The organism is Streptomyces colonosanans, from assembly GCF_001866645.1.
In the GTDB taxonomy this organism is placed as follows: domain Bacteria; phylum Actinomycetota; class Actinomycetes; order Streptomycetales; family Streptomycetaceae; genus Streptomyces; species Streptomyces colonosanans.
In genome coordinates this window covers 1-10,663 of the sequence record NZ_MLYP01000007.1, presented here as the reverse complement: position 1 = coordinate 10,663, position 10,663 = coordinate 1, and the positions used below count along the sequence as shown (strand labels likewise).

Genomic DNA, 10,663 nt, shown 5'->3' with positions numbered 1-10,663 from the left:
GCATAGTGCTCGACGTCAACTTCTTCGACGAGCTCCGGATCGGCCTGGCCACCGCTGACGACATTCGCCAGTGGAGCCACGGCGAGGTCAAGAAGCCCGAGACCATCAACTACCGCACCCTCAAGCCCGAAAAGGACGGCCTCTTCTGCGAGAAGATCTTCGGCCCCACCCGGGACTGGGAGTGCTACTGCGGCAAGTACAAGCGCGTCCGCTTCAAGGGCATCATCTGCGAGCGCTGTGGCGTTGAGGTCACGCGCGCCAAGGTGCGCCGTGAGCGGATGGGCCACATCGAGCTCGCCGCGCCCGTCACGCACATCTGGTACTTCAAGGGCGTTCCGTCGCGCCTCGGCTACCTGCTCGACCTCGCCCCGAAGGACCTGGAGAAGGTCATCTACTTCGCGGCGTACATGATCACGTACGTCGACGAGGAGCGCCGCACCCGCGACCTGCCCTCCCTGGAGGCGCACGTCTCCGTCGAGCGGCAGCACATCGAGAACCGTCGCGACTCCGACCTGGAGGCCCGCGCCAAGAAGCTCGAGGGCGACCTGGCCGAGCTGGAGGCCGAGGGTGCCAAGGCCGACGTGCGCCGCAAGGTGCGCGAGGGTGCCGAGCGTGAGATGAAGCAGCTGCGCGACCGCGCGCAGCGCGAGATCGACCGCCTCGACGAGGTATGGACCCGGTTCAAGAACCTCAAGGTCCAGGACCTCGAGGGTGACGAGCTGCTCTACCGCGAGCTGCGTGACCGCTTCGGCACGTACTTCGACGGCTCGATGGGTGCCGCGGCGCTGCAGAAGCGCCTGGAGTCCTTCGACCTCGAGGAGGAGGCCGAGAGGCTCCGCGAGATCATCCGTACCGGCAAGGGCCAGAAGAAGACCCGTGCCCTCAAGCGCCTGAAGGTCGTCTCCGCGTTCCTGCAGACGTCCAACAGCCCCAAGGGCATGGTCCTGGACTGCGTCCCGGTCATCCCGCCGGACCTGCGTCCGATGGTGCAGCTGGACGGTGGCCGCTTCGCGACCTCCGACCTGAACGACCTGTACCGCCGTGTCATCAACCGCAACAACCGTCTGAAGCGGCTCCTGGACCTCGGTGCCCCGGAGATCATCGTCAACAACGAGAAGCGCATGCTTCAGGAGGCTGTTGACGCCCTCTTCGACAACGGTCGTCGCGGTCGCCCGGTCACGGGCCCCGGCAACCGCCCGCTGAAGTCCCTCAGCGACATGCTGAAGGGTAAGCAGGGTCGCTTCCGTCAGAACCTGCTCGGTAAGCGTGTCGACTACTCGGCGCGTTCCGTGATCGTCGTCGGCCCGCAGCTGAAGCTGCACCAGTGCGGTCTGCCGAAGGCGATGGCGCTGGAGCTCTTCAAGCCGTTCGTGATGAAGCGCCTGGTCGACCTGAACCACGCGCAGAACATCAAGAGCGCCAAGCGCATGGTCGAGCGCGGCCGCACGGTCGTGTACGACGTGCTGGAAGAGGTCATCGCGGAGCACCCGGTTCTGCTGAACCGTGCGCCCACCCTGCACCGCCTCGGCATCCAGGCCTTCGAGCCGCAGCTGGTCGAGGGCAAGGCCATCCAGATCCACCCGCTCGTCTGCACCGCGTTCAACGCGGACTTCGACGGTGACCAGATGGCCGTGCACCTGCCGCTGTCCGCGGAGGCGCAGGCCGAGGCCCGCATCCTGATGCTGTCCTCGAACAACATCCTCAAGCCGGCCGACGGCCGTCCGGTCACGATGCCGACCCAGGACATGGTCCTCGGTCTGTTCTTCCTGACCACGGACGGCGAGCTGCGTGACGTCAAGGGCGAGGGCCGTGCGTTCGGCTCCACGGCCGAGGCGATCATGGCGTTCGACGCCGGCGAGCTCGCGCTGCAGTCGTCGGTCGACATCCGCTTCCCGGTGGGCACCATCCCGCCGCGCGGCTGGACCCCGCCGGCGCAGGAGGAGGGCGAGCCGGAGTGGCAGCAGGGTGACAGCTTCCGGCTGCGCACCACGCTGGGCCGTGCGCTCTTCAACGAGCTGCTGCCCGAGGACTACCCGTTCGTCGACTACTCGGTGGGCAAGAAGCAGCTCTCCGAGATCGTCAACGACCTGGCCGAGCGCTACCCGAAGGTCATCGTGGCGGCGACGCTCGACAACCTGAAGGCGGCCGGCTTCTTCTGGGCGACCCGTTCCGGCGTCACCGTGGCCATCTCCGACGTCGTCGTTCCCGAGGCGAAGAAGGAGATCGTCAAGGGCTACGAGGCGCAGGACGAGAAGGTCCAGAAGCAGTACGAGCGCGGTCTGATCACCAAGGAAGAGCGCACTCAGGAGCTCATCGCGATCTGGACCAAGGCGACCAACGAGGTTGCCGAGGCGATGAACGAGAACTTCCCCAAGACCAACCCCATCTTCATGATGGTTGACTCGGGTGCCCGAGGAAACATGATGCAGATGCGGCAGATCGCCGGTATGCGTGGTCTGGTGTCGAACGCGAAGAACGAGACCATCCCGCGTCCGATCAAGGCGTCCTTCCGTGAGGGCCTGTCCGTGCTGGAGTACTTCATCTCCACGCACGGTGCCCGTAAGGGTCTGGCGGACACCGCTCTGCGTACCGCCGACTCGGGTTACCTCACCCGTCGTCTGGTCGACGTCTCCCAGGACGTCATCATCCGCGAGGAGGACTGCGGCACCGAGCGCGGCCTCAAGCTCAGGATCGCGGAGCGGGGCGCGGACGGCGTGCTGCGCAAGGCGGACGACGTCGAGACGTCCGTGTACGCGCGCTGCCTCGCCGAGGACATCGTGGTCGACGGCCAGGTGCTGGCCCCTGCCGGCACCGACCTGGGCGACGTCCTCATCGAGGAGCTTGTCGGCCGTGGCATCGAGGAGGTCAAGACCCGCTCGGTCCTGACCTGCGAGTCCGCCGTCGGTACCTGCGCGATGTGCTACGGCCGTTCGCTCGCCACCGGCAAGCTGGTCGACATCGGTGAGGCGGTCGGCATCATCGCCGCCCAGTCCATCGGTGAGCCCGGTACCCAGCTGACGATGCGTACCTTCCACACCGGTGGTGTGGCCGGTGACGACATCACCCAGGGTCTGCCGCGTGTCGTCGAGCTCTTCGAGGCCCGTACGCCGAAGGGTGTCGCCCCGATCTCCGAGGCGGCCGGACGCGTCCGCATCGAGGAGACCGAGAAGACCAAGAAGATCGTCGTCACGCCGGACGACGGCAGCGACGAGAGCGCGTACCCGATCTCGAAGCGCGCCCGTCTCCTGGTCAGCGAGGGCGAGCACGTCGAGGTGGGCCAGAAGCTCACCGTGGGTGCCACCAACCCGCACGACGTGCTGCGCATTCTGGGCCAGCGTGCCGTCCAGGTCCACCTGGTCGGCGAGGTCCAGAAGGTGTACAACTCGCAGGGTGTGTCGATCCACGACAAGCACATCGAGATCATCATCCGGCAGATGCTCCGCCGCGTGACGATCATCGAGTCCGGCGACGCCGAGCTGCTGCCCGGCGAGCTGGTCGAGCGCTCGAAGTTCGAGACCGAGAACCGTCGTGTGGTCCAGGAGGGCGGCCACCCCGCCTCCGGCCGTCCGCAGCTGATGGGTATCACCAAGGCGTCGCTGGCGACCGAGTCGTGGCTGTCCGCGGCGTCCTTCCAGGAGACGACCAGGGTCCTCACGGACGCGGCGATCAACGCCAAGTCCGACTCCCTGATCGGCCTCAAGGAGAACGTCATCATCGGTAAGCTCATCCCGGCCGGTACGGGCCTGTCCCGTTACCGCAACATCCGGGTCGAGCCGACCGAGGAGGCCAAGGCCGCGATGTACTCGGCCGTCGGCTACGACGACATCGACTACTCGCCGTTCGGTGCCGGCTCCGGCCAGGCCGTGCCGCTGGAGGACTACGACTACGGTCCGTACAACCAGTAAGCGAGCAGCATGAAGGGCGGCCACTCCGACTGGGGGTGGCCGCCCTTCGGCATGTCCGAAACGTCACAGCGGTGCGGGCCCAGGTGGGGCTCCAGGGCGCTCAGCAGGGTGCGGCGGTCCGGGTGGGCGGACAGGAGCCGGACCGGGGCGCCAGGCGCGCAGCGGCCCGTTCTTGCTGGTCAGGGGCCACCGCAGGGAAGTCGTTTGCCCCAAGGACCGCTCAACGTACGCAAGTGACGGGCCGCGCGGAGACGGAACGGTCGGCTCACGTGGAAGCGACTGGAACTCGGAGCAAGGAACCAGGACAAGTCCGGCGTGTCGGGGCCCGCTCCATTTGTTTTGACCGAAGTCCGTGAGGTAGGTACGCTCATACCTTGTGCCTGGGGTGTGCCCTGGCTTGCCTGCGTGCCTTCAACCGCAGGGCGAGCCGTCACCGGCCACCGTAATCTGCGCCTCCTTCTGCTTCGCAGTGGGAGTCCGCGGGGTTCGACACACCCGACCGCGTGGGTCGGAGGCGTTCCAGGTTAGCTGTACCTATCGGCACACAGAAACCGGAGAAGTAGTGCCTACGATCCAGCAGCTGGTCCGTAAGGGCCGGCAGGACAAGGTCGAGAAGAACAAGACGCCCGCACTTGAGGGTTCCCCTCAGCGTCGTGGCGTCTGCACGCGTGTGTTCACGACCACCCCGAAGAAGCCGAACTCGGCCCTGCGTAAGGTCGCGCGTGTGCGTCTGACCAGCGGGATCGAGGTCACCGCTTACATTCCGGGTGAGGGACACAACCTGCAGGAGCACTCCATCGTGCTCGTGCGCGGCGGCCGTGTGAAGGACCTGCCGGGTGTTCGCTACAAGATCATCCGCGGCTCGCTCGACACCCAGGGTGTCAAGAACCGCAAGCAGGCTCGCAGCCGTTACGGCGCCAAGAAGGAGAAGTAAGAATGCCTCGTAAGGGCCCCGCCCCGAAGCGCCCGGTCATCATCGACCCGGTCTACGGCTCTCCTCTGGTGACCTCGCTGATCAACAAGGTGCTGCTGAACGGCAAGCGCTCCACCGCCGAGCGCATCGTCTACGGCGCCATGGAGGGTCTGCGTGAGAAGACGGGCAACGACCCGATCATCACGCTGAAGCGCGCGCTGGAGAACATCAAGCCGACCCTCGAGGTCAAGTCCCGCCGTGTCGGTGGTGCGACCTACCAGGTTCCGATCGAGGTCAAGCCCGGTCGCGCCAACACCCTCGCGCTGCGCTGGCTCGTCGGTTACTCCCGCGCCCGTCGCGAGAAGACCATGACCGAGCGTCTGCTGAACGAGCTCCTCGACGCCTCCAACGGCCTCGGCGCCGCTGTGAAGAAGCGCGAGGACACCCACAAGATGGCCGAGTCCAACAAGGCCTTCGCGCACTACCGCTGGTAGTCGCTACCCCATCGAGAACCGAGAGAAGACTGAAGCCTTATGGCTACCACTTCACTTGACCTGGCCAAGGTGCGCAACATCGGCATCATGGCCCACATCGACGCGGGCAAGACGACCACCACCGAGCGGATCCTGTTCTACACCGGTCGTTCCTACAAGATCGGTGAGGTCCACGACGGCGCTGCCACCATGGACTGGATGGAGCAGGAGCAGGAGCGTGGCATCACGATCACCTCTGCTGCCACCACCTGTCACTGGCCGCTGAACGGCGTCGACCACACCATCAACATCATCGACACCCCGGGGCACGTCGACTTCACCGTCGAGGTGGAGCGCTCCCTGCGCGTGCTCGACGGTGCCGTGACGGTGTTCGACGGTGTCGCCGGTGTCGAGCCCCAGTCCGAGACGGTGTGGCGTCAGGCGGACCGCTACGGCGTGCCGCGTATCTGCTTCGTCAACAAGCTCGACCGCACCGGTGCGGAGTTCCACCGCTGTGTCGACATGATCTCCGACCGCCTGGGCGCTCAGCCGCTGGTCATGCAGCTGCCGATCGGCGCTGAGGCGGACTTCCGGGGCGTCGTCGACCTGGTGACGATGAAGGCGTACGTCTACCCGGCCGAGGCGGCCAAGGGCGAGATGTACGAGACCATCGACATCCCGGCCACGCACACCGAGGCTGCCGAGGAGTGGCGCGGCAAGCTGCTCGAGGCCGTCGCGGAGAACGACGAAGAGGTCATGGAGCTGTACCTGGAGGGCGAGGAGCCCACCCAGGAGCAGCTGTACGCCGCGATCCGTCGCATCACCATCCGCTCCGGCAAGGCCACCGAGACCACGGTCACCCCGGTGTTCTGTGGCACCGCGTTCAAGAACAAGGGCGTTCAGCCCCTGCTCGACGCGGTCGTGCGCTACCTCCCGACCCCGCTTGACATCGAGGCCATCGAGGGCCACGACGTCAAGGACCCCGAGGTCGTGATCAAGCGCAAGCCGTCCGAGGACGAGCCGCTGGCCGCTCTTGCGTTCAAGATCATGAGCGACCCGCACCTCGGCAAGCTCACCTTCGTCCGGGTCTACTCGGGCCGCCTGGTGTCCGGCACGTCGGTGCTGAACTCCGTCAAGGGCAAGAAGGAGCGCATCGGCAAGATCTACCGCATGCACGCCAACAAGCGTGAGGAGATCGAGTCGGTGGGCGCCGGTGACATCGTCGCCGTCATGGGCCTGAAGCAGACCACCACCGGTGAGACGCTGTCCGACGACAAGAGCCCGGTCATCCTGGAGTCCATGGACTTCCCGGCGCCGGTCATCCAGGTCGCCATCGAGCCCAAGTCGAAGGGCGACCAGGAGAAGCTGGGCGTCGCGATCCAGCGCCTGGCCGAGGAGGACCCGTCCTTCCAGGTCCACTCGGACGAGGAGACCGGCCAGACCATCATCGGTGGTATGGGCGAGCTGCACCTCGAGGTGCTGGTCGACCGTATGCGCCGTGAGTTCAAGGTCGAGGCCAACGTCGGCAAGCCGCAGGTCGCCTACCGCGAGACGATCCGCAAGGCCGTCGAGCGCGTGGACTACACCCACAAGAAGCAGACCGGTGGTACCGGTCAGTTCGCCAAGGTGCAGATCGCGATCGAGCCCATCGAGGGCGGCGACGCCTCGTACGAGTTCGTGAACAAGGTGACCGGTGGCCGCATCCCGAAGGAGTACATCCCTTCGGTCGACGCCGGTGCGCAGGAGGCCATGCAGTTCGGCATCCTCGCCGGCTACGAGATGACGGGCGTCCGCGTCATCCTCATCGACGGTGGCTACCACGAGGTCGACTCCTCCGAGCTCGCCTTCAAGATCGCCGGTTCGCAGGCCTTCAAGGAGGCCGCGCGCAAGGCTTCGCCCGTGCTGCTCGAGCCGATGATGGCCGTCGAGGTCACCACGCCCGAGGACTACATGGGTGAGGTCATCGGCGACATCAACTCCCGCCGTGGCCAGATCCAGGCCATGGAGGAGCGGGCTGGTGCCCGCGTCGTGAAGGGCCTCGTGCCCCTCTCGGAGATGTTCGGCTACGTCGGAGACCTCCGCAGCAAGACGTCGGGTCGCGCAAGCTACTCGATGCAGTTCGACTCCTACGCCGAGGTTCCGCGGAACGTCGCCGAGGAGATCATCGCGAAGGCCAAGGGCGAGTAACGCACCCCGTTTACACGCTTTAGGCTTGACACCGACCGCCGGGGACACTTCCCCGCGAAGGATCCCCGGCGGGCGGCACCCCAGCAAAGATCACCTGGCGCCGATGAGTAAGGCGTACAGAACCACTCCACAGGAGGAACCCAGTGGCGAAGGCGAAGTTCGAGCGGACTAAGCCGCACGTCAACATCGGCACCATCGGTCACATTGACCACGGTAAGACGACCCTTACGGCCGCCATTACCAAGGTGCTGCACGACGCGTACCCGGACCTGAACGAGGCCACCGCGTTCGACAACATCGACAAGGCTCCTGAGGAGCGCCAGCGCGGTATCACCATCTCCATCGCGCACGTCGAGTACCAGACCGAGGCGCGTCACTACGCCCACGTCGACTGCCCCGGTCACGCGGACTACATCAAGAACATGATCACCGGTGCCGCGCAGATGGACGGCGCGATCCTGGTGGTCGCCGCCACCGACGGCCCGATGCCGCAGACCAAGGAGCACGTGCTTCTGGCCCGCCAGGTCGGCGTTCCGTACATCGTTGTCGCCCTGAACAAGGCCGACATGGTGGACGACGAGGAGATCCTGGAGCTCGTCGAGCTCGAGGTCCGTGAGCTCCTCACCGAGTACGAGTTCCCGGGCGACGACGTCCCGGTCGTCAAGGTCTCGGCGCTCAAGGCGCTCGAGGGCGACGAGAAGTGGACCAAGTCGGTCCTGGAGCTCATGAGCGCCGTCGACACCGCGATTCCGGAGCCGGAGCGCGACGTCGACAAGCCGTTCCTGATGCCGATCGAGGACGTCTTCACGATCACCGGTCGCGGTACGGTCGTCACCGGCCGTATCGAGCGCGGTATCCTCAAGGTCAACGAGACCGTCGACATCATCGGCATCAAGACCGAGAAGACCACCACCACGGTCACCGGCATCGAGATGTTCCGCAAGCTGCTCGACGAGGGCCAGGCCGGTGAGAACGTCGGTCTGCTGCTCCGCGGCATCAAGCGCGAGGACGTCGAGCGCGGCCAGGTCATCATCAAGCCGGGCTCGGTCACCCCGCACACCGAGTTCGAGGCGCAGGCCTACATCCTGTCCAAGGACGAGGGTGGCCGCCACACGCCGTTCTTCAACAACTACCGTCCGCAGTTCTACTTCCGTACGACGGACGTGACCGGCGTTGTGACCCTCCCCGAGGGCACCGAGATGGTCATGCCGGGTGACAACACCGAGATGAAGGTGGAGCTCATCCAGCCCGTCGCCATGGAAGAGGGCCTGAAGTTCGCCATCCGTGAGGGTGGCCGCACCGTGGGCGCCGGCCAGGTCACCAAGATCGTCAAGTAAGTTCCGCTTGCTTGAGGGTTACTGACCTGACCCAGGAGAGGCCCGTACGACTTCGGTCGTGCGGGCCTCTTCGCATGGGGCTGTGGGCTGTGTCAACATCCACACCTTGGCGCCTGCGTCAAGTCCACCGCCGCGCGGAGACACCCGATAGCAGTAACCACCGGCATATGCCCCTCGCCGTCGACTGCCCCGGCCTACCTTCGCCACATGGTCAGTTCATCCCATGAGGCCCTTCACCGGATCTTCCAAGAAGACCCGGGCCTCTTTGCCCGCGCTGTCAAAGGCCTCGGCGTCCTCTTCGACACCCCCGTCTCGGCATCCCCGCTCCCCACCGACCTCACAGAGAACCGCCCGGTGGAGCGGCGGGTGGACACCTTGCTGCGGATGGACGCGGCGGACGGCCTCAGCTTCGTTCTCGCGGTCGAGTCCCAAAGCAGACGCGACCCGGACAAGCCCGCGAGCTGGGCCTACTACCTCTCCCACCTGTACACCAAGTACCGGATACCTCCGGTCCTCCTCGTCGTCTGTCCGGACAGGAGCACTGCGGCCTGGGCGGCGCGCCAGGTCGACATCGGCCCGCCGCAGTGGCCCTCGCTCACTCTCCGCCCCCTGGTTCTCGGCCCGGACGACCTGCCCGTGATCGACAGCGCGGAGGAAGCAGCCCGCGACATTCCGCTGACCGTCCTCTCCGCAGCGTTGCACCGCCGCGACCGTGACGCCGCTGCCATACTGAAGGCGCTGGCCACGGCACTGAAAGGCCTGCTGGCCGACGACGAGAGCGCTGCAGGCATCCTCATCGAGCTCACCGAACAAGGCCTCGGCAAGACGCCGGCCGCAGATCTCTGGAGGCACCTCATGGCCGCCGATCTCTCCTTCTTCCAGTCCCAGACCGCACAGAGTCTTCGTGCCGAGGGGCGTGCCGAGGGGCGTGCTGAGGGGCGTGCCGAGGACATACTGCTTCTGCTGGACCGCCGGGGGATCGAGGTCTCCGAGGAAGACCGGGAACGGATCGTCGGCTGCGCCGACCTCGACACGTTGAGTACCTGGTTCACGCGGGCCATCACGGCGGCGTCGACGGCCGAGGTCTTCATGTCGGCCGACGGCGGATCCGGTGACTGACCTCGACCCGACCCGCGGGGCCCGCGTTCCGTAGTCCCTGGGGCACGGCCCCTGGGCCTTGACCAGGGGCTCGCGGATCCCTTCCTTCGCTGCGCAGGCGCACTCCCCGGGCCTGCTCAAGCGCGTACTGCCTGCGTGGCCTCGTCCAGGACGGCGCTCAATCAGCGGTGCGAAGGATTTCTGGCCGCCAGGCAGGACGACGTGGAACGCCTGCTCGCGAGCATCCGAGCGGTCTGCCGGTTCAGCGACCGGGCCATGGCGATCGTCGACGAGCTGGGGCGGTTCCGCGACCACGAGGTCCCCGCGGCGTTCCTGGTCAGTGGGCGTACGAGGCGCTGGCGCTGAGCGAAGTGCCTGTGCGGTCGGAGGTCAGCGAACGGCACTCGCGGCAGCAGCCGGGCTCGGGTGCGCGGAAGGCGCGGTCGCAGGTTTCGCAGTTCTGGAGGGGATGTCGTACGGGCGGTGGGGCGGACGGGGCGCGGAACGGGGGCGGGGGTGGCAGCTGGGCCGTGAGGCGGTGGGCCAGGAGGGCCGCCGGGCGGCGTACGCCCTCGGGAGGCAGGTCGGTCGTCAGGGCGTGGCGTACGGCTGATGGCGGTACGTCGCGTTGCAGCCAGGCGGCCACTCCGGGGGCGAGGTGGGCCGTGTCGCAGGCGCTGAGCAGCAGGCGGGGGTCTTCGCGATGCAGGCCGGCGAGGACGTCCGTGGCCGTCTGGAGGAGGGTGGGGG

General features: G+C 66.6%; 7 protein-coding genes and 1 pseudogene. 7 read left to right on the top strand and 1 reads right to left on the bottom strand.

All coding sequences use genetic code 11. From position 1 onward, the window contains the following. The first annotated feature begins 5 nt into the window (after positions 1–5). The 7 genes from BIV24_RS02980 (at position 6) to BIV24_RS33780 (ending at position 10,279) form a co-directional block, all read left to right on the top strand. Positions 6–3,905 carry a DNA-directed RNA polymerase subunit beta' gene (locus BIV24_RS02980; protein ID WP_071364543.1) on the top strand — a complete coding sequence of 1,300 codons (3,900 nt, stop codon included), beginning with the start codon at positions 6–8 and terminating at the stop codon, positions 3,903–3,905. 562 nt (positions 3,906–4,467) lie between these two features. Then, positions 4,468–4,839: a 30S ribosomal protein S12 gene (gene rpsL, locus BIV24_RS02975; RefSeq protein ID WP_003948652.1), complete on the top strand. Its 372-nt coding sequence runs from the start codon at positions 4,468–4,470 to the stop codon at positions 4,837–4,839. A gap of 2 nt (positions 4,840–4,841) precedes the next feature. Then, positions 4,842–5,312 carry a 30S ribosomal protein S7 gene (gene rpsG / locus BIV24_RS02970; RefSeq protein WP_003992340.1) on the top strand — a complete coding sequence of 157 codons (471 nt, stop codon included), beginning with the start codon at positions 4,842–4,844 and terminating at the stop codon, positions 5,310–5,312. Between the two features lie 39 nt (positions 5,313–5,351). Continuing rightward, positions 5,352–7,478 (top strand): elongation factor G, encoded by a 2,127-nt coding sequence (gene fusA / locus BIV24_RS02965; RefSeq protein ID WP_071364542.1) that lies wholly within the window; start codon positions 5,352–5,354, stop codon positions 7,476–7,478. Positions 7,479–7,621: 143 nt separating this feature from the next. Then, complete coding sequence (gene tuf / locus BIV24_RS02960; RefSeq protein WP_071364541.1) at positions 7,622–8,815, top strand: elongation factor Tu; 1,194 nt, start codon at positions 7,622–7,624, stop codon at positions 8,813–8,815. A gap of 207 nt (positions 8,816–9,022) precedes the next feature. Continuing rightward, complete coding sequence (locus tag BIV24_RS02955; protein ID WP_071364540.1) at positions 9,023–9,934, top strand: RpnC/YadD family protein; 912 nt, start codon at positions 9,023–9,025, stop codon at positions 9,932–9,934. A 135-nt stretch (positions 9,935–10,069) separates the two neighbouring features. Then, positions 10,070–10,279 carry a hypothetical protein gene (locus BIV24_RS33780; protein WP_143064554.1) on the top strand — a complete coding sequence of 70 codons (210 nt, stop codon included), beginning with the start codon at positions 10,070–10,072 and terminating at the stop codon, positions 10,277–10,279. Here BIV24_RS33780 and BIV24_RS02950 read toward each other — a convergent pair. Further along, a pseudogene (locus tag BIV24_RS02950) lies at positions 10,251–10,663 on the bottom strand (helix-turn-helix domain-containing protein); the annotation flags it as partial. The gene BIV24_RS33780 and the pseudogene BIV24_RS02950 sit on opposite strands and share 29 nt — an antisense overlap.

Bases quoted from the DNA above. Each gene is read 5' to 3' on its own strand.
- rpsG (WP_003992340.1), top strand. From the start codon at position 4,842: ATGCCTCGTAAGGGCCCCGCCCCGAAGCGCCCGGTCATCATCGACCCG.
- fusA (WP_071364542.1), top strand. From the start codon at position 5,352: ATGGCTACCACTTCACTTGACCTGGCCAAGGTGCGCAACATCGGCATC.
- BIV24_RS02955 (WP_071364540.1), top strand. From the start codon at position 9,023: ATGGTCAGTTCATCCCATGAGGCCCTTCACCGGATCTTCCAAGAAGAC.